We start from the raw sequence: 21,800 nt of genomic DNA, 5'->3' as shown, positions 1-21,800 counted from the left end.
TCGTTCCTGTGAAAAGTGCCGCGCCCCCCAGGCTAGAACCTGGGGGGCGCGGCTTCCATTCCGGGTGGATCAGGCCTCCGGGCGGTCCTCAGGGGCCACCTCGATGCCCTTCTCCGTGGAGACCGGCGTGACGGCGGTGGCCGCCGAGGTGCCGTTCGCCGAGTTCGTCAGCTGGAGCTCCTTGGGAGAGAGCACCGGCGGACGGGTGGAGGGGGTGCGGCGGGAGGAGCCGGTCCACGCGGGGCGGGCCGGGCGCTTCACGATCGTGGAGAAGATCTCGGCGATCTGCTCCTTGTTCAGCGTTTCCTTCTCCAGCAGCGCGAGGACCAGGTTGTCGAGGACGTCGCGGTTCTCGACGAGGATCTCCCAGGCCTCGTTGTGCGCGGTCTCGATGAGCTTCTTGACCTCTTCGTCGACCAGCGCCGCGACCTCTTCCGAGTAGTCCCGGGGGTGCGACATCTCGCGCCCCAGGAACGGCTCGGTGTTGTCGCCGCCGAACTTGATCGCACCGAGACGCTCGGTCATGCCGTACTGCGTGACCATGGCCCGCGCCGTGGCGGTGGCCTTCTCGATGTCGTTCGCCGCGCCCGTCGTCGGGTCGTGGAAGACCAGCTCCTCGGCCGCGCGCCCGCCCAGCATGTACGCCAGCTGGTCGAGCATCTCGTTGCGCGTGGTCGAGTACTTGTCCTCGTCGGGCAGGACCATGGTGTAACCCAGGGCCCGGCCGCGGGACAGGATCGTGATCTTGTGGACCGGGTCGGAGTTCGGGGAGGCCGCCGCGACCAGGGCGTGTCCGCCCTCGTGGTACGCGGTGATCTTCTTTTCCCGGTCCGACATGATCCGGGTCCGCTTCTGCGGGCCCGCCACGACGCGGTCGATCGCCTCGTCCAGCGAGTGGTTGTCGATCAGCTTCTTGTCCGTACGGGCGGTCAGCAGGGCCGCCTCGTTCAGGACGTTGGAGAGATCGGCACCGGTGAAACCGGGCGTACGACGGGCAACCGCGCCCAGGTCGACGTCCGGAGCGACCGGCTTGCCCTTCTGGTGGACCTTGAGGATCTCCAGCCGGCCCTGCATGTCGGGACGGTCGACCGCGATCTGCCGGTCGAAGCGGCCCGGGCGCAGGAGCGCCGGGTCGAGGATGTCCGGACGGTTCGTGGCGGCGATCAGGATGACCCCGCCCTTCACGTCGAAGCCGTCCATCTCGACCAGCAGCTGGTTGAGGGTCTGCTCGCGCTCGTCGTGACCGCCGCCGAGACCGGCACCGCGGTGCCGGCCGACTGCGTCGATCTCGTCGACGAAGACGATCGCCGGGGCGTTGGCCTTGGCCTGTTCGAACAGGTCGCGGACACGCGAGGCACCGACACCGACGAACATCTCGACGAAGTCGGAACCGGAGATCGAGTAGAAGGGGACACCGGCCTCGCCCGCGACGGCGCGCGCGAGCAGGGTCTTACCGGTGCCGGGCGGGCCGTACAGCAGCACGCCCTTGGGGATCTTGGCGCCGACGGCCTGGAACTTCGCCGGCTCCTGGAGGAACTCCTTGATCTCGTGGAGTTCCTCGACGGCCTCGTCCGCGCCCGCGACATCGGCGAACGTGGTCTTCGGGGTGTCCTTGGTGATGAGCTTGGCCTTGGACTTCCCGAAGTTCATGACCCGGGAGCCGCCGCCCTGCATCTGGTTCATCAGGAACAGGAAGACCACGACGATGAGGACGAAGGGCAGGAGCGAGAGCAGCACGCTCAGGAACGGGCTGGTCTTGTCCGGAGTGACGGAGTAGCCGTCCGGGATCTGACCGGCTTCGTACTTGGTCTGGAGGTTCTGGGCGAGCTGGACGCCCTGATCCCCGATGTAGTTGGCCTGGAACTTGGTGCCGTCGTGCTTGCCGAGCTTCTGGTCCTTCTGAAGCTCGATCTTGATCATCTGGCTGTCGCCGGTGGTCAGCTTGGCTGTCTCCACCTGGCCACTGTTGATCGCCTTGATGACCTCGCTGGTGTCCACCGACTTGTAGCCGCCGCCGGAGCCGACGACATTCATCAACACGACCACGGCGAGGACGGCCAGCACGATCCACATGACCGGCCCACGGAAGTATCGCTTCACGTCCATCCATACGGGGCGCCAGGCACCCCGTCCCTCCTGCCCGTAGGTAAATGCTGCTGTGAGTAAAGACTGTTCTTCGGAATGTACCCCTGTATTGTCACCCGCGGCCTCGTGGGACGGCTGACAGGCCCGCTTCCCCTGCTCCAACGGCGGGAATCGCTCCGAGGTTCCCCGGAGCCCGCCGAGGCGCCCCGGGGCCGGGAGCGGGGGCGGGATCAGCCGCCGTAGACGTGCGGGGCGAGCGTGCCGACGAACGGCAGGTTGCGGTACTTCTCCGCGTAGTCGAGGCCGTAGCCCACGACGAACTCGTTCGGGATGTCGAAGCCGACCCACTTCACGTCGATCGCGACCTTCGCGGCGTCGGGCTTGCGCAGCAGCGTGACGACCTCCAGGGAGGCCGGCTGGCGCGAGCCGAGGTTCGACAGCAGCCAGGACAGCGTCAGACCGGAGTCGATGATGTCCTCGACGATCAGGACGTGCTTGTCCTTGATGTCGGTGTCCAGGTCCTTGAGGATCCGCACCACGCCGGAGGACTGGGTCCCGGCGCCGTACGAGGACACCGCCATCCAGTCCATGGTGAGCGGGGTGGACAAGGCGCGCGCCAGGTCCGCCATCACCATCACCGCGCCCTTGAGGACGCCGACGATGAGCAGGTCCTTGCCCGCGTACTCCGCGTCGATCTTCGCGGCCAGCTCGGCCAGCTTCGCGTCGATCTCTTCCTTGGTGATGAGCACCGACTGGAGGTCGCCGCCCATGTCCTTCTCGTCCACCCGCATCACTTTCGTTGTCGACCGTGGCTCCGGGGGTGCCCCCGGAGGACTCAGCCGTGTTTCAGCACCATCAGCCCTGCCGGATGACCAGTCTGCCACCCTGCCGCTGGGCCTCGACCCGGCCGGGCAGGTTGATGGCGCCCTGACCGCGCCATCCGGTGATGAGGCGGTCCACTTCCTCGATGTGGCGGGCGAAGAGCGAGCCCGAGGGGGAACCCGCGGCGACCACGGCCCTGCGCAGTACCCGGCGGCGGACGGCCGGGGGCAGGGCGTACAGCTTGGCGCACTCCAGCCGGCCGTCCTCGTCCCGTACGCCGGTCTCCGCCTCGGCGGCCCAGGCGTCCAGGGCGTCGGCGTCGTCGCGGGAGAGCTGGGCGGTGCGGGCGAGCGCCTCGACGACCCCCTTGCCCAGCGCCTTCTCCAGGGCGGGCAGTCCCTCATGGCGCAGGCGGGAGCGGGTGTAGGCGGGGTCGATGTTGTGCGGGTCGTCCCAGACGGGGAGGGACTGGACCATGCAGGCCTTGCGGGCGGTCTGCCGGTCGACCTGGAGGAAGGGGCGGCGGTAGCGGTGGCTGCGGCCGGGACCCCCGGACACTTCCGCCATGCCGGAGAGCGAGCGGATGCCGGAGCCGCGGGCGAGGCCCAGCAGGACGGTTTCGGCTTGATCGTCCCGGGTGTGGCCGAGCAGCACGGCGGCGGCGCCCAGCCGGTCGGCGGCCTCGTCCAGGGCTCCGTAGCGGGCGTCGCGGGCGGCGGCCTCGGGTCCGCCGTCGCGGCCGACGCGCACGGCGACGGACTCCACCGGGTCGAGACCGAGGGCGGTCATGCGGGTGACGACCTCGGCGGCGCGCAGGTCGGAGCCGGCCTGGAGCCCGTGGTCGACGGTGATGCCGCCGGCCCGGATTCCGAGCTTGGGTGCTTCGAAGGCGAGAGCAGAGGCGAGCGCCATGGAGTCGGCGCCGCCGGAGCAGGCGACGAGGACGAGTGGCAGGGGCGCTCCCCCGCGGGGGTCGGCGATGGGGGCACCCCCCGCCGGAGTCCGGGGGAGGTCGGTGAGGTCGGTGAGGACGTCGTGGAGTACGCGGCGGACCGCCAGGCGTATCGCCGCGACCGCAGGATGGGGACCCATGTCCGGTGCCCTTCGATGGTGTTCGGATGCCTCGGAGGCTTGGGGGTGCTGCCCGGTGCCCTACAAGACAGGGAATGTCACTCAGAGTGCGTCGATGGTGACAGAACCGAGCCGTTCCCCGAGCATCGCACGCCCTTCCACGGCCCACGGTCCCTCGGACGGGTGATGCTGCTTCCCCCAGTGAGACATGTTTACGCCCCCTGCGTCACGCCTATTCGCTCTCTTCGCTCCCCTTGCGGTGGACTCGGGCCACCCAGTCCGCGGGCCTGGCGATCTCCGCCTTGGTCGGCAGTGTGTTCGGAGAGGTCCAGACCCGGTTGAAGCCGTCCATGCCGACCTGGTCGACGACGGCGCGCACGAAGCGCTCGCCGTCGCGGTACTGGCGCAGCTTGGCGTCGAGGCCGAGCAGCTTGCGCAGGGCGGCGTCGAGGCGGCCCGCCCCGCTGGCCCGGCGCTGCTGGAACTTCTCCCGGATCTCGGCGACCGAGGGCACGACCTGGGGGCCGACGCCGTCCATGACGAAGTCGGCGTGGCCCTCCAGCAGGGACATGACGGCGGTGAGCCGGCCCAGCACCTCCCGCTGCTCCGGGGTCTGCACGAGTTCGACGAGGGAGCGGCCCTCCTCGCCCCGCTCGGCGTCGGGGCGGGCGCCCGCGAAGGACTGGGCGGCCTCGCGGACGCGCTCCAGGACGGTCATCGGGTCCAGTTCGGTGGCGCCGAGAAACGTCTGGATTTCGCCTTCGAGGTGGTCGCGGAGCCACGGGACGGCCGTGAACTGGGTACGGTGCGTCTCCTCGTGCAGGCAGACCCACAGCCGGAAGTCGTGCGGGTCGACCTCCAGCTCGCGCTCGACGTGCACGATGTTGGGCGCGACGAGCAGCAGCCGGCCGCCGCCGGCGGTGGAGCCGGGCAGGTCGCGGGAGGCCGGCGCGAAGGTCTCGTACTGGCCGAGGACGCGGGAGGCCAGGAAGCTCAGCAGCATGCCCAGCTCGACGCCGGTGACCTTGCCGCCGACGGTGCCGAGCACGGCCGCGCCGGGGGTGCCGTCGCGGCGGTCCTGCATCTTGCCGAGGAGCGGCTGGAGCAGCTCGCGGAAGCCGGCCACGTTGGCCTTGACCCAGCCGGCCCGGTCGACGACCAGGACGGGGGTGTCGTGGACGGGCGTCCCGTCCTGGATCATCCGGGTGAACTCGCGTACGTGCCGCTCGGAGGTCCTGGCGTGCCCGCGCAGCTCCGCGACGACGGCCCTGGCCTCGTCCCGGCTGACCTCCGGGCCGGGCCGCACCAGCCGGGTCGCGGTCGCCACCGCGAGGTTCCAGTCGACCATCTCGGCACCACTGATGCTCGTCATGCGTCAACCGTACGTGGACCGGCCCTTCCGCGGACCCCCTACGGAGTGCTCGCCACCGCCGCGGCCAGCTTGTCGAGGCCCTTCTCGGCGGTCGGGCCGTCCGCGCTGTTCGCGGTCAGGAAGGCGAAGGCGAGGAGCCGGCCGGAGGGGTCGACGACGGTCCCGGCGAGGGAGTTCACGCCGGTCAGGGTGCCGGTCTTGGCGCGGAGCAGGCCGGCGGCCGGGGAGGTGCCGGCGTTGCGGGTGCGCAGGGTCCCGGTGAATCCGGCGACGGGCAGTCCGGTGAGGACCGGCCGCAGCTCCGGGCGCTGGGGGTCTGCGGCCTTGGTGAGCAGCCCCGTCAGCAGGGCGCCGCTGACCTTGTCGGCACGGTTCAGGCCGCTGCCGTCGGCGAAGCGGGAGCCGGACACGTCGACGCCGAGGGAGGCGAGGCGGGTGGTGACGGCCTTCTCGCCCCCCTCGAAGCTCGCGGGCTGGCCGGAGGCGAGGGCGGTCTGCCGGGCGAGGGCCTCGGCGATGTCGTTGTCGCTGTTGGTCAGCATCCGCTCGACGAGGCCGCCGACCGGGGTGGAGAGGGTCACGGCGAGCGGCTGGGCGCCGCCGGCGGCCTTGGCCCGGGCGGGCTGGCCGGTGACCTTGATGCCGCGCTCGGTCAGCAGGGCGGCGAAGGAGCGGGCGGCGTCCTTCGCGGGGTCGGCGCTCCTGTCCACGGGCCCGGAGGTGGAGTCGTCGGGCCTGCCCTCGTCGGCCGCCAGGGCGGTGACGGGCGCGATGTTGGGGTTCTCGCCGATCGGGTGGCGGGCGGGGCCGGTGTAGAGGCTGTCGTCGTAGCCCACGCTCACGGTGTCGGTGCCCGCGGCCTTGAGGGCCTGCGCGGTGTCGGCGGCGAGGGCGACGAGGCTGCCGCCGGATCCGGCGGGGCTCTTCTTCTTGGCGGTGAGGGAGGGGTCGCCGCCGCCGACGAGGAGGATCTGCCCGGGGCTCGCGCCGGGCACGACCGTGGTCTTGATCCGGTGCTCGGGCCCGAGGGCGGCGAGCGCCGCCGCGGCCGTGGCGATCTTGACGGTGGAGGCGGGGGTCATCGCGTCCCGCGCCCCGGACTCGTACAGCACCTGCCCGGTGGCCGTGTCGACGACGGAGGCGGTACGGACGGTGCCGAGGGCGGGGTCGGCGAGCAGCGGCCGCAGCACGGCGGCGAGGCCCTCGGAGGCGGCCGCCGCCTCCTTGCGCGGGGCGTCGGGGCCGATCGCGCCGAGCACTCCGGGGGCGCTGGGAGCGGCCTGCGGCTCGGGTACGGCTCCGTGATCTGCGCCACCCGTACGGCCCCAGGAGGCGGCCTTGTCCCGCTCGGCCTTACGCTGGCCGGAGTCCCATGGACCGGCGGCGGTCACCACTGCCACCGACAGGGCGAGGCCGGCGACGGCCGAGCCCGCGATGAGCTGCCACGTCTTGACCAATGGCACCTCGGACCAGCCCCTTTCGCGATCACACATATGCGTGAGGGACACTTAACCACTGCGTCTTGCCGCGAGCATGGCACCCCACCCGGCTGGGCTGGGCCGGACGCGCACGCAGGTGAATCAAACGCAGTCTCGAAGCAATGAAGCTGATCATGGAGGAGCAGGACGTGGAGTTCGACGTCACCATCGAGATCCCCAAGGGTTCGCGGAACAAGTACGAGGTGGACCACGAGACCGGCCGGATCCGTCTGGACCGTCGCCTCTTCACCTCGACCAGCTACCCGGCCGACTACGGCTTCGTCGAGAACACCCTCGGCGAGGACGGCGACCCGCTGGACGCGCTGGTCATCCTTGACGAGCCGACGTTCCCGGGCTGTCTGATCAAGTGCCGCGCCATCGGCATGTTCCGCATGACGGACGAGGCGGGCGGCGACGACAAGCTGCTGTGCGTGCCGGCCTCCGACCCGCGTGTCGAGCACCTGCGCGACATCCACCACGTGTCCGAGTTCGACCGCCTGGAGATCCAGCACTTCTTCGAGGTCTACAAGGACCTGGAGCCGGGCAAGTCGGTCGAGGGCGCGAACTGGGTCGGCCGTACCGAGGCCGAGGCCGAGATCGAGGCCTCGTACAAGCGCCTTGAGGCCCAGGGCGGCCACCACTAGGCTCCGCCGGTGAGCGGGTCGGGGGGATCTCCCCGACCCCTGGCTTCGACAGCGGGCGGCACCCTCCTTGCGGGGGCGCCGCCCGCTGTCGTTCCCGGACCTTGCCTGTGCGGCCCTGCGGGGCGTTCCCGGGCTCTGCCCGGACCCGCGCCTCAAACGCCGGCGAGGCTGAAGAACCAGCCTCTCCGGCGTTTGAGGCGTGGGGGTCCCCCCGGACGGAGTCTGGGGGAGGGTCCGGGGCGGAGCCCCAGCAGCGGCGCCGCACCATAGGGCCCGGTTCCGCCAGCTCGGTTTCGACGGGGAGGAAACGGTTCCGCATACTGATACTCGGGGTGATCACGGACTGGAGGGCGCGTGGCGGAAGCCGATGGGGTGGAGGACCGGAAGCCCCAGTCCGACGAGGCGCACAGCGCCTTCACAGCGCCGCCCGGGATGGAGCCTGAGGTTCCCGAGGAGGATCAGCCCACCTCGGAATTCGCCCTTCCGGCGGGCACCGGGACGGTGCACCCCGAGCCCGAGGGCTCGGCCTTCGCGACTCCGGCGACCTACAGCGCCGCGCACTCCCCGTCCGCCTACACTCCCGGCCAGGGCTTCCCCGTTGTCCGCATGAAGGACTCCCCCTGGCAGGACCGGATGCGCACGATGCTGCGCATGCCGGTCGACGTACGGCCCGTACCGGACCTCGTGCAGCGGCAGACCGAGACCGGGCCCGCCGTGGGCCGCGTACTCGACCTGACCCTGCGCATCGGCGAGCTGCTGCTCGCGGGCGGCGAGGGCGCCGAGGACGTGGAGGCCGCCATGTTCGCGGTGACCCGCTCCTACGGGCTGGACCGCTGCGAGCCCACCGTCACCTTCACCCTGCTGTCGATCACCCACCAGCCCTCGCTGGTGGACCACCCGGTCTCGGCGAACCGAACCGTGCGCCGCCGCGGCACGGACTACAACCGGCTCTCGGCCGTCTACCGGCTGGTGGACGACATCAGCGCCCACGAGATCGACGTCTCGCTGGAGGAGGCCTACCGGCGCCTCGCCGAGATCCGCCGCAACCGCCACCCGTACCCCGGATGGATGCTCACCGGCGCCGCCGGGCTGCTCGCCGGGGCCGCCTCCACGCTGGTCGGCGGCGGGGTGCTGGTGTTCTTCGCGGCGGCGCTCGGGGCGGTGCTCGGCGACCGGCTGGCCTGGCTGTGCGCCGGGCGCGGGCTGCCGGAGTTCTACCAGTTCGTGGTCGCGGCGATGCCGCCCGCCGCGATCGGGGTGGCGCTGAACATGACGGGGATCGACGTCAAGGCCTCCGCCGTGATCACCGGCGGGCTCTTCGCGCTGCTGCCCGGGCGGGCCCTGGTCGCGGCCGTGCAGGACGGCCTGACCGGCTTCTACATCACCGCCTCCGCCCGGCTGCTGGAGGTCATGTACCTCTTCATCGGCATCATCATGGGCGTGCTGGTCGTGCTGTACGTCGGCCTGCAGTTCGACGCCTCCCCGCGGCCGGAGGAGGTCCTGCAGATCCAGCAGCGGCCGCCGCTCCAGATCGCGGCCTCGATGGTGCTGGTCTTCACCTTCGCGATCCTGCTCCAGCAGGAACGTTCCACCGTGTGGATCGTGACCCTGAACGGCGGGGTCGCCTGGGTGACCTTCGGAGCCCTGCACTACGCGGGCGGCATCCCGCCCGTGCCGTCGACGGCCATCGCCGCCGGCCTGGTGGGCCTGTTCGGGCAGCTCTTCTCCCGCTACCGCTTCGCTTCCGCCCTGCCGTACACGACCGCGGCCATCGGGCCGCTGCTGCCGGGTTCGGCAACGTACTACGGGCTGCTGCTGATCGCCGAGAACCGGCTGAACGAGGGCCTCGGCTCACTGGTGAACGCCGCGGCCATCGCCCTCGCCATCGCGATCGGGGTCAACCTGGGGTCGGAGACCTCACGGCTGTTCATGCGCATCCCGGGGGCGGCCAGCGCCGCCAAGCGCCGCGCGGCGAAGCGGACCCGGGGCTTCTGAGGGCACGAGGACGCCCCGGCGGCCCTGTCGGGCCTTCCGGGGCGTCCATGGGTCGTACGAGCCCTACAGGCGGGCCTCAGCGCTTCGCGTGGCGGCGGCGCTGGCCCTGGGGCTGGGAGCCGTCGGCCTCGGCGGGCTCCTCGGCGGCATTCGCCCTGTTCTCCTTGCGGGCCTTGAGGACCTCGAAGAGCACCGGGACGAGCGAGATGAGGACGATCAGGATCAGGATCGCCTCGATGTTGGTCTTGATGAACTCGATCTGGCCGAGCCAGTAGCCCGCGATCGTGATGCCCGCGCCCCAGCCGATGCCGCCGATGACGTTGTACGTCAGGAAGGTGCGGTACTTCATCGAGCCGGCGCCCGCGACCATCGGGGCGAAGGTGCGGATGATCGGCACGAAGCGGGCCAGCACGATGGCCTTCGGGCCGTGCTTGTCCATGAACTCGTGCGCCTTGTCGAGGTTCTCCCGTTTGAAGACCTTGGACTTCGGCCGGTTGAAGAGCTTCGGCCCGAAGAACTTGCCGATCATGTAGCCGACCTGGTCACCGATGATCGCGGCGGCCACGATCAGCGTGCAGACCAGCCACAGCGGCTGCTTGATGTACTCGCCGTTGGCGACCAGCAGACCCGCCGTGAACAGCAGCGAGTCGCCGGGCAGGAACGCGAAGAGTCCCGATTCCGCGAAGACGATGACCAGGATCCCGATCAGTCCGAAATGCGAGATCAGATAGTCCGGGGACAGCCACTCAGGGCCGAGCGCAAGCGTGTACACGGTTTCCGGACTCTCCTGGATCGGGGGGCGTGCTGCGGGGCGGGCGGTCTCAATTATCAACGCACACGACCCCCACCCGGTTCCAGGGACCGGAGGGGGTCGTCTGCGTGACGTTACGGCTACGCCTTGCGCACCGCGTTGGCCAGGATCGCGTCCCGCACGAACACCGCCAGGCCCGGCCGGACGACGTCGTAGTAGGCCGTGAACCGCTCGTCCGCGACGTACATCTCACCGAGACAGGTGTGGATCTCGTACGTGCAGAAGTAGTAGCTCCCGTTGATCCAGCCGCGGTGCTCCTCGGCCAGGTCCATGGCCTCCTCGGAATCCGCGGGCGTGCCGGAGTCCAGCAGGGCGGCGAACCGCCGGCTGATGTCCTCGGCCTGGGCCTGGATCCGCTGCCAGTCCTCCTTGGTGTACGAGGCGGTCCGGCGGGTGGACTCCTTGTACGCGTCCGTGTCGCCCCAGCGGCGCTCCGCCTCCTCGGCGTGCTCGTCGGGGTCGAAGTCCCCGAAGACCTCGAACTTCTCCTCGGGCGTGAGGTTGATGCCCATCTTCTTCGCCTCCATGGCGTGCTCAACGGCCTTGGCCATCTGCTGGAGCCGGGCGATCCGGTCGGTCAGCAGGGCATGCTGCCGGCGCAGATGCTCCCGCGGATCCGATTCCGGGTCGTCCAGCAGGACCGCGACCTCGTCGAGGGGGAAGCCGAGCTCCCGGTAGAACAGGATCCGCTGCAGCCGGTCCAGGTCGGCGTCGTCGTACCGCCGGTGACCCGCGTGGCTGCGGCCGCTCGGGGAGAGCAGACCGATCTCGTCGTAGTGGTGCAGGGTGCGCACCGTGACTCCGGCGAATCCGGCGACCTGGCCCACGGAGTAGCCCATCGCTTCCGCTCCTCTGGTTGGGTACGCCCTTCACTGTGGGTCCTCACGCCACGTGAGGTGCAAGCCCGGACGTGCTAACCCATGGCCTTGGTGCCGTCGAGGGACTCGCGGACCACGTCGGCGTGGCCCGCGTGCCGGGCGAACTCCTCCACCAGGTGCAGGAGCATCCAGCGCATGGAGACCTTGCCGTCCTTGGGGAACCAGGGCGCCTGGGGCAGCGGGAAGGTGTCGTCGAGGCTGGGGACGGCCGCGACGAAGGCCTCCGTCTCCTTCACGACCCCGTCCCAGAAGGCCAGGACGTCGGGGATGCTCTCGCCCTCGACCAGGCGGAATCCCTCGCTCCACTTCTCCATGCCGCGATGCCGCTCGTTCGGCCGCTGCTGGGCCATCCGAAGCCAGACGAGCTCCACCTCGGCCACGTGCTTCAGCAGCCCCGACAGGGACAGCTCGCTGGCGCTGGGGCGGCTCGCGGCCTGCTCCTCGGTGAGCCCGAGCACGGACTCGCGCAGCGCCGCGCGCTGGGCCTCGACGAAGGCGAGGAGCGTGCCGCGCTCGTCGCCGGGGACCTCGGGGGAAATCTGAGCCATGACCTGCCGCCTTCGGTGTCGGTGTCTCTCCTGCTGACAAGAACCACGCTACGGAGCCTTGCGGTCAGTTCCCGTCCTAATTGGGGCCTCAGTTGGGCGCGTTCTCGCCGTCCGGGCGAAGGGCGGGCAGCGCGGTCGCGGGCTGCGGCAGCAGGGCCTTGGAGAGGTCCTGCCTGCCCGTCGGGTCGAGCCCGTACATCGCCTCGTAGATCTTGCGGACGGCCGGTCCCGACGCGCCGGACCCGGTGCCGCCCTGGGAGATCGTCATGACGATCGCGTAGTCCCCGGTGTACGAGGCGAACCACGAGGTGGTCTGCTTGCCCTGGACCTCGGCCGTGCCGGTCTTGGCGTGCATCGGGATCTGCTTCTGCGGCCAGCCGCCGAAGCGCCAGGCGGCGCTGCCGTTGGTGGCCACACCGGCGAGGGCCTCGTCGATGTCGTCGCGGGTCTTCTCGTCCATCGGCAGCTTGCCCTGCACCTTCGGCGCGATCTCCCGGACCGAGGTGCCGTCGGCGCTGACGACGGCCTTGCCGACGCTGGGATGGTGGAGGGTGCCGCCGTTGGCGATGGCCGCGTAGACGGAGGCCATCTGGATCGGTGTGACGAGGGTGTCGCCCTGGCCGATCGAGTAGTTGATGGCGTCGCCCTCGCGCATCTGGTTGCCCTGGCGGCAGTTCTCGTAGGCGATCTTCTCGGCGAAGGTGCCGTTCTTCTTGCCGTCCCGGCACCAGGCGGCCTTGTTCGCCTCGAAGAAGTCCTGCTTCCACTTGCGGTCGGGAATCCGGCCGGGCACCTCGTTCGGCAGGTCGATGCCGGTGGGCTTGCCCAGCCCGAACTCGTGGGCGGTCTTGAAGAACCAGTCGTTCGGGGTCTTCTTCGGGTTGATGCCGCCGTCCTTCTTCCACTCCTGGTCCGCGATGGAGTAGTAGACGGTGTCGCAGGAGACTTCCAGGGCCCGGCCGATGGTGATGTCCCCGTGGCCCTGCGACTCGAAGTTCGTGAAGGTCTGGCTGCCCACCGAATACGAGCTGGGGCAGGGGTAGCGGTTGTCGAAGGGGTACCCGGCGTTCACCGCGGCGGTCGAGGAGACCACCTTGAAGATCGAGCCCGGCGCCGCCTGGGCCTGGATCGCCCGGTTCAGCAGCGGGTAGTTCGACTCCTTGTCGGTGAGCTCGGCGTAGTCCTTGGCGGAGATGCCGCCGACCCAGGCGTTCGGGTCGTAGGTCGGGTTCGAGGCCATCGCCACGACGCGGCCGGTCTTGGCCTCCATGACGACGACGGCACCCGAGTCGGCCTCGTAGTTCCGGCGGGTGTTCTTGTCGTACGTCTTGCGGGCCTCGATCATCGCGTTGTTCAGCTCGCGCTCGGCGACGGCCTGCACGCGGGAGTCGATCGAGGTCACGACGTTCGAACCGGGCAGCGCCTTGTCGGTCTGGCCCTGGCCCGTGACGCGGCCAAGGTTGTCCACCTCGTAGCGGGTGATGCCCGCCTTGCCGCGCAGTTCCTTGTCGTACGTGCGCTCCAGGCCGGAGCGGCCGACCTGGTCGGAGCGCAGGTAGGGGGAGTCGGAGTCCTTCGCCTTGGCGATCTCCTCGTCGGTGACCGGCGAGAGGTAGCCGAGCACCTGGGAGGTGTTGGCCCCGTCCGGCCCGGCGTAGCGGCGCATGGCGGTGGGCTCGGCGGTGATGCCGGGGAAGTCCTCGGCGTGCTCGTGGATCTGGAGCGCCTGCTCGGTGGTGGCCTCGCTGCTGACCGGGATCGGCTGGTAGGGCGAGCCGTTCCAGCAGGGCTGCTTGGTCTTGGAGTCGCAGAGCCGGACCTTGTCGACGACTTCCTGCGGGTCCATGCCGAGGACGCCGGCGAGGCGGGTCAGGACGGCCTTGCCCTTGTCCTTCATCGCGAGCAGCTCGGTGCGGCTGGCGGAGACCACGAGGTGGGTCTGGTTGTCGGCGAGCGGGACCCCGCGCGAGTCGAGGATCGAGCCGCGGACGGCGGGCTGGACCACGCGCTGGACGTGGTTGTTCTTGGCCTCGTCCGTGTACTCCTGGCCATTGCGTATCTGGAGGTACCAGAGACGTCCGCCCAGGGTGAGCAGGAGCGAGAAGACCACGATCTGGATGACGACGAGCCGGTTCTGGACCCGAGGGGTCCGGCCGGTCTCGGGTATGTTGCTCAACTTGCTCTCCCCCGGGCGGCGCCGCGTACGCCGTCCCGAGTCTAGAACGATGAACGCCTAGAAAGGGAAGCGCGTCCGGCCGTGCTGTACGGAGATCCACTTCTGCGTGGTGAAGGCCTCGACGGTGGCCTCGCCGTTGAGGCGGCCCAGGCCTGAGGCCTTCTCGCCGCCGAAGGCGGCCAGCGGCTCGTCCCCGATGGTGGAGTCGTTGACGTGGATCATCCCCGTCTCGATCCGCTGCGCGAAGCGGACGCCGCGCTCCACGTCCCGGGTGTGCACGGCGCCGCTCAGCCCGTACGGGGTGGCGTTGGTCAGCCGTACGGCCTCGTCCTCGCCGTCGAAGACGACCAGCAGGGCCACCGGGCCGAAGATCTCCTGGCCCAGCAGCGGGGAGTCCTCGGGGAGGCCGGTCAGGACGGTCGGCTCGACGAGGTTGCCGCGCGTAGACCCCCGGACGAGGGCCTGCGCGCCGGATTCCACGGCCTGGTCCACGAGTGCGGTCAGCGCGTCGGCCTGGAAGGAGTTGATCAGCGGGCCGATGTGGGTGTCGGTCTCGTGCGGGTCGCCCGTGTTCAGCGCCCGCACGCGGGCGATGAACTTCTCGGTGAACTCCTCGGCGACGGAGGCGTCGACCAGGATCCGGTTGGCGGCCATACAGACCTGGCCCTGGTAGACGAAGCGGCTGAAGACCGCCGCGTCCACCGCGTAGTCGAGGTCGGCGTCGTCGAGGACGACGAGCGCGCTGTTGCCGCTGAGCTCAAGGACCGTCCGCTTGAAGTGCTTGGCGGCGACCGCCCCGACGTGCCGGCCGACCCGGTCCGAGCCGGCGAAGGAGATGACCTTGGGGACGGGGTGGGTCAGGAGCGCGTCGCCTATCTCCGCTATGTCGGTGACCAGGACGTTCAGCAGGCCGGCCGGCAGCCCGGCGTCCTCGAAGATCTTGGCGATGACCCCGCCGCCGACCACGGGTGCGTTCTGGTTGGGCTTGATCACCACCGCGTTGCCCAGCGCCAGCGCCGGGGCGACCGACTTCAGGGTGACCAGGAAGGGGAAGTTGAAGGGGCTGATCACGGTGATCACGCCGACCGGGAGGCGCTGGACCCGGTTCTCCTTGCCCTCGACCGGCGAGGCCAGGATGCGGCCCTCGGGCCGGACGGCGAGCTGGATCGCCTCGCGGATGAACTCCTTGGCGAGGTAGACCTCGTACTCGGCCTTGGGACGGGTCCCGCCGAGCTCGTCGATCATCGCCTCGATGATCTCCTTCTCGCGCTCCTCGGTGATCCGCAGGGCGCGCTCCAGGACCGCGCGTCTGCTGTACGGGCTGGTGGCGGCCCACTCCCGCTGCGCGCGCTCGGCGCCGCGGTAGGCCTGGTCCACCTGCTCGACGGTGGCCACGGTGATGGCGGCGAGCTTCTCCCCGTTGTACGGGTTGACGTCGATGATGTCCCAGGAACCGGTGCCGGCCAGCCATTCGCCGTCGATGTACTGGTGAGCGAGTTCGCTGAATATGGACATGCCATCCCTTACTGCGAGCGCGCACCCGTGCGCTGCACCGGAGACCGATCGGTCGTCATGCACTGATCAGACGTCATACTACGTGCGAATCAAGACAGTTGGAGCAGACCGCGGAGAAGATCCCGGGTCCGGTCGGCGTCCGGGCAGTCGGCCTGGAGCCGCTCCATCGCCCGGCCGTACTGCCCCACTTCCTCGTCCTTGTCCAGGTAGAGGGCACTGGTGAGCTGTTCCAGATAGACGATGTCCTGGAGGTCCGACTCGGGGAAGCGCAGCAGGGTGAAGGCTCCGCTTTCGCCCGCGTGGCCGCCGAAGGAGAAGGGCATCACCTGGAGCTGGACGTTGGGCCGCTGGGAGACCTCGATGAGGTGCTCCAGCTGGCCGCGCATGACGTCGCGGTCGCCGTACGGACGGCGCAGCGCGGCCTCGTCGAGGACGGCGTGGAAGACCGGCGCGTTCTCGGAGACGAGGACCTTCTGGCGCTCCAGGCGCAGCGCGACGCGGCGGTCGATCTCGGCGGCGGTGGCTCCGGGCATGCCGCGCCTGACGACGGCGTGGGCGTAGGCCTCGGTCTGCAACAGGCCGTGGACGAACTGGACTTCGTAGATCCGGATGAGCGATGCGGCGCCCTCCAGACCGATGTACGTCTGGAACCACCCGGGCAGCACGTCGCCGTAACTGTGCCACCAGCCCGTCGCGTTGGCCTCCCGGACGAGCCCCAGCAGGGACTCGCGCTCGGCGGTGTCCGTGACTCCGTAGAGCGTGAGGAGGTCCTCCACGTCTCTGGCCTTGAAGCTCACCCTTCCCAACTCCAAGCGGCTGATCTTCGATTCGGATGCGCGGATCGAGTAGCCGGCCGCCTCACGGGTGATGCCGCGGGATTCTCGGAGTCGCCTGAGCTGGGAGCCCAGGAGGATGCGGCGCACCACAGAACCGCTCGCTTCTGCGGTCACTAGTACTGCCCTCCCCATCGCAATGGCGTGCGCGTGGTGTGTGCGCGTCGAGGGGCCCCCGTACCCCAGGGCCGCAGTCTGCCACCAAAACGCATCGGTCCGTACTCGTTCTGTAACGGAATCCGGGCTCCCGGAAAAGAAGTCCGTAAGTATGCGTAGGAAGAAATGAGCAAGAACCATCACGGGAGTGGACAGGTCCGGCGCGTGCACGTGCATCTGCCCTTGCATCCGGCTCGACCATTCGGAACGATGGTCCCCGCGCACCTGCGTGCACTTCGCGCCGGCGCCGCGGACCCACCCCGCAGTTCTTTCTGGACGGAGATGACCGCTCCGCCCGCGAATCCCGGGAGTGCCTCGCATGGGGACGAATGGATCGACCATGCTCGAGCCGTTACGGCAGGGGCTTCCCCCGGTCGACCCCACGGCTGTCTCCGGGTCCGCCTCCTGCGGTCTGCCCGCCCGGCTGGAAGCGGTGCGGGGCGCCCGGTCCTTCTGTCGGTCGACACTGTCCCAGTGGGGTCTCGAAGAACGCTTCGACGACGTGTCGCTGGTCGTCTCCGAACTCGTCACCAACGCGCTGCGCCATGCCCTGCCCGAGGATTCACGGGGTGCGGGCGGCCAGTCGGAGCCGCCGGTACGGCTGCACCTGATGCGGTGGAGCACCCGGCTGGTGTGCGCGGTGCGCGATCCCAGCGAGGACCGGCCCGGGGGTTCCTTCTCCCCCGAGCGGACGGCGGAGAACTGCGACCTGGAGTCCGGGCGCGGGCTGTTCCTGGTGGACTCGTACAGCGACAGCTGGGGATGGCACCCGCTCGCGGGACGGCTGACCGGCAAGGTGGTCTGGGCGCTGTTCCTGCTCCAGGACTGAACAGCGGCTCCACCAAGGGATTCACGCCGGATAACACGACAACTGGCCGGGACTGATCGCAATGATCATTCCCGGCCAGTGCACGTGCACGGCTTGATCCGGTGCGCTGTTCCGTCAGCCGATCAGGTGATCGAACTCGCCGTCCTTGACGCCCAGGAGCAGGGCCTCTATCTCGGCCGGCGTGTACACGAGCGCCGGACCGTCGGGAAAGCGCGAGTTGCGCATGGCGACGTCGCCGCCGGGCAGTTTCGCGAACTCCACACAGGACCCCTGAGAGTTGCTGTGTCTGCTCTTCTGCCAGGTCAGCTCAAACAAGGAAGCGAGTTCTGCAGCTGCCATCCCGTTGTACGCGTGGTCCACAGGAAGCCCCCGATAGTGCAGATGTCAACTGCACCGGATCATAGCTGTGTTCATAGGCGCATGCATGGGCAGATGCACGTGCACGCGGGGTGGTTCCCTGATCACAGATATGGATCACCCTTACGGACGAAGGGCTTTCGACACCTCGTCCAGCGAGTCGAGGAGCTGCGCGGCGGCCCCCCGGAGGACCCCCGCTTCGGGTACGTCACCGTCCGCCAGCACCGCCCTGACCTCGTCCCACCGGGGGACCCGGCGTTCGCGCACCGCCTTCGCGCCCGCCTCCGTGGCGGTGTGCAGCGCGCGTGCCAGCTCGGCGGCGCCCGGCACCGGTGGGTGCGCGCGGTCCGGGAGATGCGCCTCCAGGAGCATGACGCCCCGGCCCAGCGCGGCCACGGCCTCGCCCGCGTCGTCGGCGGCCGCCCGCGACAGCCCCCGGTGGCGCACCGGCTCCCCGGCGGCCCGGGCGAGCGCGTCCTGCCAGGCGACCCGGGCGTCGCGGGCGGCCAGCAGGGCCTCGCGGACGTCGGCGCGCCGGGCCCCGGCCGGGTCGGCGTACTGGCCGAGCACGGCGGCCGCGTACCGCCCGGCAGCGGCGAGCCAGTCGGCGAGGCGGGTCCGCAGCCGCGGGGTCTCCCAGGCCGGGTACAGGGCGTAGCCGATCATCGCGAGCAGTCCGCCGAGCAGGGTGAGGGCCACCCGGTCGGGCACCGTCTGGTCCCAGCGCGCGCCGCCCATGCCGAGCAGGAAGACGACGTAGGCGGAGACGAAGGCCTGCGCGACGGCGTACCCGGTGTGCATCAGGACGTACATGAAGCCCGCGCTGACCACGGCGAGGAAGCCCGACAGGTACATCCCCGGCTGCGCCAGCTGCAGGATCCCGGTGGCGACGGCGACCCCGACGAGGGTGCCGGCGAAGCGGGCGACGGCGCGCGCGTAGGTCTGGGTGAAGTCCGGCCGCATGACCATCACGGAGGCCATCGGGGCCCAGTAGGCGTGCCCGAACGGCAGCGCCTGGCCGATGACCGAGCCCGCGCAGACCACGGCCGTCAGACGCAGGGCGTGCCGCAGGACCGGGGAACCGGGGCGCAGTTCGGCGCGCACGGCCTTCCACCCCACCGGCACCAGCCCCGGCAGGGTGGGCCGCAGCATCGACTCCCCGGGATCGGCGGTGCGCCCGGATTTCGGCTCGGCCGTCTCCAGTACGTCGTCCAGCAGGGCGGCGAGCCGGCGCGCGGCCCGGAGCGGCGCGCCGGTGAGGAGGTCCGCCGTGTCGGGGGACTTCAGGACCGCCAGGTCCGGCGCGGGGAGGCGGACGGGATCCCCGTGCCGGATCGCGTGCCCGGCGGCGTCCAGGACCGCTCCGGCGGCGGCGAGCAGTTCGCGCACCCGGGCCCGCGCCGGGCCCTCGGCGGGCGCCCCGACGGCCGGATCGGCGAGAAGGGCCAGCACCGGCCGGATCCTCTCCGCGAGCCCCCGTGCCCCGTGCAGCTCGGCGGGTCGCCGCCGGGCCTGACGCACGGTCACGGTGGCGGCGTCCCGGGCCTTCATCAGCGGCTGCGGGTCGAAGGGCGCGACGGGGTCCTGCCGCAGCCGGCGGGCGTAGTCGGCCTCGGCCGCGAGGGCGTCGGCGAGGGCGTCGCGGTGGGCACCCCAGCGGCGGACGGGGAAGAGCACGATCAGCAGGGCCTGCACCACCCCGCCGGCGGCGATCATCGCGGCGTGCCCGGCGGCCTGCGGCACGGAGGTCGGCAGGGTGACGGTCACCAGCATGATCGCGACGTTCGCGGAGGCGATGAGCCCGGCGGTGGGCCCGGCCGCCCACATCATCCCGGCCGCGAAGGCCCAGGCGGCGAGCAGCGCCAGGAAGAGGCCGGTGTGGGAGGCCCCGACGACGTAGCCGAGGAAGGTGGATACGGCCAGGGTCAGCCCGGAGGCGAGGGCGAGGTCGGGTCGCGGACGCCAGCTCTTCTGGAGGGTCGCGACCGCGGCCATGAAGGCGCCGAAGGCGGAGCTGGCCGCCGAGCCGGGCCCGAACAGGGCGAGCCCGGCCCCGATGACGAGGGCGAGCCCCAGGGCCGCGCGCAGGGCGACGAGGGGCTCCAGCGGGGTCCGCTCGACCGTCATGCCCGACCGGGCGGTGTCCTTCAGCGCCCGGAGCCAGCTCATGTGGCCGAGCGTATCCGTTTCGCCCGGGTACTCCCTGTTCGTCCAGGGGGAGGGTGCGGCGCCGTTGTCGGGGCGGAGCCCCGGTCTTCCAGCCCCCGCCGGCGTTGAGGCGCGGGGTGCGGGGCGGAGCCCCGATCTTCAGCCTCGCCGGCGTTTGAGGCGCGGGGTGCGGGGCGGAGCCCCGGTCTTTCAGCCCCGCCCGCGTTGGCGCGGGGTGCAGGGCGGAGCCCCGATCTTCAGCCTCGCCGGCGTTTGAGGCGCGGGGTGCGGGGCGGAGCCCCGGTCTTTCAGCCCCGCCCGCGTTGGCGCGGGGTGCGGGGCGGAGCCCCGATCTTCAGCCTCGCCGGCGTTTGAGGCGCGGGGTGCGGGGCGGAGCCCCGGTTACCGCGGCAGCGGTTTGCTTCGGCCCGACACGTGCGCGGCATCCGCCGCCGCCGTGCCGTCCTCCCAGCCCGCGAGATCGGTCGCGCCACGCAGCCGCGTCGTCGTGGTCTGCGGGAACATCTCCTCGGCCCGCGAGGTGACGGCCACGTCGCGGGCCACCAGCGCCGGCAGGTTGTCGGGGGCCTCGCTCACCGCGTGTTCGGCGGTCTCGGCGAGCCGCCGCCCGAGCCGGCTGGCGTACGCGAGCAGGAAGGACTGCCGGAAGGTCTTGGTCCGCTTGCGGCCCCCCGCCCGCTGCGCGGCCTCCGCCCGCGTCATCGCCGCCGTGCCCTGTACGAGCAGCGAGGTGTACAGCAGCTCCACCGCCTCCAGGTCGCTCTCGAAGCCGACCACCGTGGAGAACTCGAAGCCGCTGTTCCACACCGCCCGGCACCGGTTGGCGGTGGCCACCGCGTCGAGCAGCACCGCCTTGGCCTCCTCGTACGGCGGCTCCACGCCGATCCGGCAGGCCCCCGGGACCTGCGCCGGAGCCCCGCCGCGCGCCGCCAGCAGCGCCTCGTCCACGGTGTGCCGGGCCATCAGCTCCTGGGCCTTGGCGCTGAGCGCCTCCGCCTCCTCCGGGAAGGTGGTGGCCTCGGCCTTCGCCAGCAGCGCCCGGATGCGGCCGAGCATCCGCGGCTCGATGTGGGCGTGTTCGGCGAGGACGTCGGCCGGGTCACCGGGCAGCGGGCCCACGGGCTCGATCGAGGGCAGCCGGACCAGCAGCCGGAACACCTCCAGGCAGGCGGTGGCCAGCGTGAACCGGTCCGCCTTCTCACGGCGGGCGAGCTGGTCGGCGTACTCCTCGTCGTTCGTCCACCACACCTCGGCCTCGGTCCACCGCTCCGGGAGCCGGGCGTACCGGCGCGCCTCGGCGGCGATCAGGTCCCCGGTGATCCGCAGGTGCCGCTCGTCGAGGTCCCGGCGGACCAGCCGGAGTACGTCGGCCGGCTGCCAGCCGCGCTCCCAGCCCTGCCGTACGTACGCCTCCCCGCGCGCCAGCAGCTCCCGCCCGACCGCGCCCCACCGCGCGGGCTCGGCGACGAGCAGCGAGGCCCCGGTGTCCAGCCCGGTGTCGTCCTGGGCGTAGAGGGCGGCGGCGAAGGCTCGGTCGACGGTCTCGGCAAGGTCTCTCACACCCCTCAGCTTGGCATGTCCGCCTTCGCGTCCCATTCCCGGCGGGCGGCCTCGATCCGCGGGCGGTGGGCGAGCGACCAGTCGGCGAGGCCCTTGACCAGGAGGGTCAGGCTGTGGCCGAGGTCGGTCAGCTCGTACTCGACCTGCGGGGGCACGGTCGGGTACACGGTCCGGGTGACCAGGCCGTCGCGCTCCAGGCGGCGGACGGTGAGGGTGAGCATCCGCTGCGAGACGCCGTCGACCGCGCGCTGGAGCTCCTTGAACCGGTGGACCCCGGCCGCGAGCTGGACGACGACGAGGACGGACCACTTGTCGCCGAGCCGGTCGAGGACGTCGCGGATGCCGCAGTCGTCGTCGCAGCTGACCACGGGGTCCACGGGCTCGACGGGCTCGACGGGCTCGACGGGGGTGGTTATCGCGGTGTGCCCTGGTGACATGGAAGTGCCTCCTTACGCTCCGTGCGCCGGTCCGCACACGATGTCCGTGTACCCAACCACGAAC

Annotated in this window: 17 protein-coding genes and 1 pseudogene; 3 read left to right on the top strand and 15 right to left on the bottom strand. The window is 70.9% G+C overall.

Annotation, left to right across the window (positions count from 1 at the left end; all coding sequences use genetic code 11):
* Positions 1 to 69: 69 nt before the first annotated feature.
* The 5 genes from ftsH to dacB all read right to left on the bottom strand — a co-directional run bounded on the left by ftsH (position 70) and on the right by dacB (position 6,813).
* Positions 70 to 2,106, bottom strand: coding sequence for an ATP-dependent zinc metalloprotease FtsH (gene ftsH, locus ACGFYQ_RS18940; protein WP_393745193.1), 2,037 nt, complete (start codon positions 2,104 to 2,106; stop codon positions 70 to 72).
* A 209-nt stretch (positions 2,107 to 2,315) separates the two neighbouring features.
* Positions 2,316 to 2,876, bottom strand: coding sequence for a hypoxanthine phosphoribosyltransferase (gene hpt, locus ACGFYQ_RS18935; RefSeq protein WP_362394741.1), 561 nt, complete (start codon positions 2,874 to 2,876; stop codon positions 2,316 to 2,318).
* A 64-nt stretch (positions 2,877 to 2,940) separates the two neighbouring features.
* Positions 2,941 to 3,999, bottom strand: a complete 1,059-nt coding sequence (tilS, locus tag ACGFYQ_RS18930) for a tRNA lysidine(34) synthetase TilS (protein WP_393745191.1) — start codon at positions 3,997 to 3,999, stop codon at positions 2,941 to 2,943.
* 211 nt (positions 4,000 to 4,210) lie between these two features.
* On the bottom strand, positions 4,211 to 5,350 hold the full coding sequence (locus tag ACGFYQ_RS18925; protein WP_393745189.1) for a zinc-dependent metalloprotease: 1,140 nt from the start codon (positions 5,348 to 5,350) through the stop codon (positions 4,211 to 4,213).
* 38 nt (positions 5,351 to 5,388) lie between these two features.
* Positions 5,389 to 6,813: a D-alanyl-D-alanine carboxypeptidase/D-alanyl-D-alanine-endopeptidase gene (gene dacB, locus ACGFYQ_RS18920; protein ID WP_393745187.1), complete on the bottom strand. Its 1,425-nt coding sequence runs from the start codon at positions 6,811 to 6,813 to the stop codon at positions 5,389 to 5,391.
* Positions 6,814 to 6,977: 164 nt separating this feature from the next.
* Here dacB and ACGFYQ_RS18915 point away from each other — a divergent pair, with 164 nt between their 5' ends.
* Positions 6,978 to 7,472 carry an inorganic diphosphatase gene (locus ACGFYQ_RS18915; RefSeq protein ID WP_008742522.1) on the top strand — a complete coding sequence of 165 codons (495 nt, stop codon included), beginning with the start codon at positions 6,978 to 6,980 and terminating at the stop codon, positions 7,470 to 7,472.
* Between the two features lie 354 nt (positions 7,473 to 7,826).
* A complete protein-coding gene (locus tag ACGFYQ_RS18910; RefSeq protein ID WP_393745185.1) occupies positions 7,827 to 9,467 on the top strand; it encodes a threonine/serine exporter ThrE family protein in 1,641 nt (546 codons plus the stop codon).
* A 106-nt stretch (positions 9,468 to 9,573) separates the two neighbouring features.
* On the opposite strand, the pseudogene ACGFYQ_RS18905 reads toward ACGFYQ_RS18910, so the two are convergent.
* The 6 genes and pseudogenes from ACGFYQ_RS18905 to ACGFYQ_RS18880 form a co-directional block, all read right to left on the bottom strand.
* Positions 9,574 to 10,239, bottom strand: a pseudogene (locus ACGFYQ_RS18905) (DedA family protein); the annotation flags it as partial.
* 119 nt (positions 10,240 to 10,358) lie between these two features.
* Positions 10,359 to 11,117: a MerR family transcriptional regulator gene (locus ACGFYQ_RS18900; protein WP_393745183.1), complete on the bottom strand. Its 759-nt coding sequence runs from the start codon at positions 11,115 to 11,117 to the stop codon at positions 10,359 to 10,361.
* A 74-nt stretch (positions 11,118 to 11,191) separates the two neighbouring features.
* Positions 11,192 to 11,704 (bottom strand): DinB family protein, encoded by a 513-nt coding sequence (locus ACGFYQ_RS18895; protein WP_393745181.1) that lies wholly within the window; start codon positions 11,702 to 11,704, stop codon positions 11,192 to 11,194.
* 88 nt (positions 11,705 to 11,792) lie between these two features.
* Positions 11,793 to 13,880, bottom strand: a complete 2,088-nt coding sequence (mrdA, locus tag ACGFYQ_RS18890; RefSeq protein ID WP_393745179.1) for a penicillin-binding protein 2 — start codon at positions 13,878 to 13,880, stop codon at positions 11,793 to 11,795.
* A 57-nt stretch (positions 13,881 to 13,937) separates the two neighbouring features.
* Positions 13,938 to 15,395, bottom strand: coding sequence for an aldehyde dehydrogenase family protein (locus tag ACGFYQ_RS18885; RefSeq protein ID WP_393745177.1), 1,458 nt, complete (start codon positions 15,393 to 15,395; stop codon positions 13,938 to 13,940).
* A gap of 89 nt (positions 15,396 to 15,484) precedes the next feature.
* Positions 15,485 to 16,363: a helix-turn-helix transcriptional regulator gene (locus tag ACGFYQ_RS18880; protein ID WP_362394718.1), complete on the bottom strand. Its 879-nt coding sequence runs from the start codon at positions 16,361 to 16,363 to the stop codon at positions 15,485 to 15,487.
* A gap of 340 nt (positions 16,364 to 16,703) precedes the next feature.
* Between ACGFYQ_RS18880 and ACGFYQ_RS18875 the strand changes: the two genes are divergently transcribed.
* Positions 16,704 to 17,213 (top strand): ATP-binding protein, encoded by a 510-nt coding sequence (locus tag ACGFYQ_RS18875; protein WP_393745174.1) that lies wholly within the window; start codon positions 16,704 to 16,706, stop codon positions 17,211 to 17,213.
* 114 nt (positions 17,214 to 17,327) lie between these two features.
* On the opposite strand, the gene ACGFYQ_RS18870 is transcribed toward ACGFYQ_RS18875, so the two are convergent.
* The 4 genes from ACGFYQ_RS18870 to ACGFYQ_RS18855 form a co-directional block, all read right to left on the bottom strand.
* Complete coding sequence (locus ACGFYQ_RS18870) at positions 17,328 to 17,573, bottom strand: DUF397 domain-containing protein (protein WP_030656519.1); 246 nt, start codon at positions 17,571 to 17,573, stop codon at positions 17,328 to 17,330.
* 120 nt (positions 17,574 to 17,693) lie between these two features.
* Entirely contained in the window at positions 17,694 to 19,739 is a 2,046-nt protein-coding gene (locus ACGFYQ_RS18865; protein WP_393745172.1) for an FUSC family protein, read from the bottom strand.
* A gap of 381 nt (positions 19,740 to 20,120) precedes the next feature.
* A complete protein-coding gene (locus ACGFYQ_RS18860) occupies positions 20,121 to 21,335 on the bottom strand; it encodes a DUF2786 domain-containing protein (protein ID WP_393745170.1) in 1,215 nt (404 codons plus the stop codon).
* Positions 21,305 to 21,736, bottom strand: coding sequence for a winged helix-turn-helix transcriptional regulator (locus ACGFYQ_RS18855; protein ID WP_393745168.1), 432 nt, complete (start codon positions 21,734 to 21,736; stop codon positions 21,305 to 21,307). Before ACGFYQ_RS18855 ends, ACGFYQ_RS18860 begins: the two co-directional genes overlap by 31 nt.
* Positions 21,737 to 21,800 lie beyond the last annotated feature (64 nt).

The organism is Streptomyces sp. NPDC048258, assembly GCF_043201995.1.
Lineage (GTDB): Bacteria > Actinomycetota > Actinomycetes > Streptomycetales > Streptomycetaceae > Streptomyces.
Note: the sequence above shows the minus strand (reverse complement) of the source record. Positions and strands in the feature narration are given on the sequence as shown.